The sequence below is a fragment of the Paraburkholderia sp. BR13439 genome (genome assembly GCF_040948805.1).
Lineage (GTDB): Bacteria > Pseudomonadota > Gammaproteobacteria > Burkholderiales > Burkholderiaceae > Paraburkholderia > Paraburkholderia youngii.
Window position 1 is genome coordinate 1 of record NZ_JBFPKN010000176.1, and the last position, 323, is coordinate 323.

The following is a 323-nucleotide window of genomic DNA, read 5'->3' on the forward strand; positions in this document are numbered from 1 at the left end:
GCGCGGGCGTGACGCCCGTCATCCCACCGCCAGCTCACACTGTCGGACACGGCGAGGAGCGAACCCGCCGGCATGACCAGATCGTCAGATACATCGAGGACAAAGGCATCTATGCATTTCACAAGAAATACGGCTACGGTGTGCGCTCGCTGGTCGAGGCACAGATCTCGCGTATCAAGCGCTGCATCGGCGAGCGCCTGCTGACGCAGGAGCTTGCGTCGCAGGAAGGCGAAGGCGTAATCATCGCCAACCTGCTGAACCGGTGGAACGCCTTCGGCAAACCGGTTTGCGTCAAAAATGCATAGTCGCGTCCATGGCACGGG

Annotated in this window: 1 protein-coding gene; it reads left to right on the forward strand. The window is 61.0% G+C overall.

Features of this window, described 5'->3' with window-relative positions; all coding sequences use genetic code 11:
* Positions 1–305, forward strand: a 305-nt coding sequence (locus tag AB3X96_RS42760; protein WP_368594443.1) for a hypothetical protein, incomplete at its 5' end; no start/stop codon positions are given.
* Between the last annotated feature and the right edge of the window lie 18 nt (positions 306–323).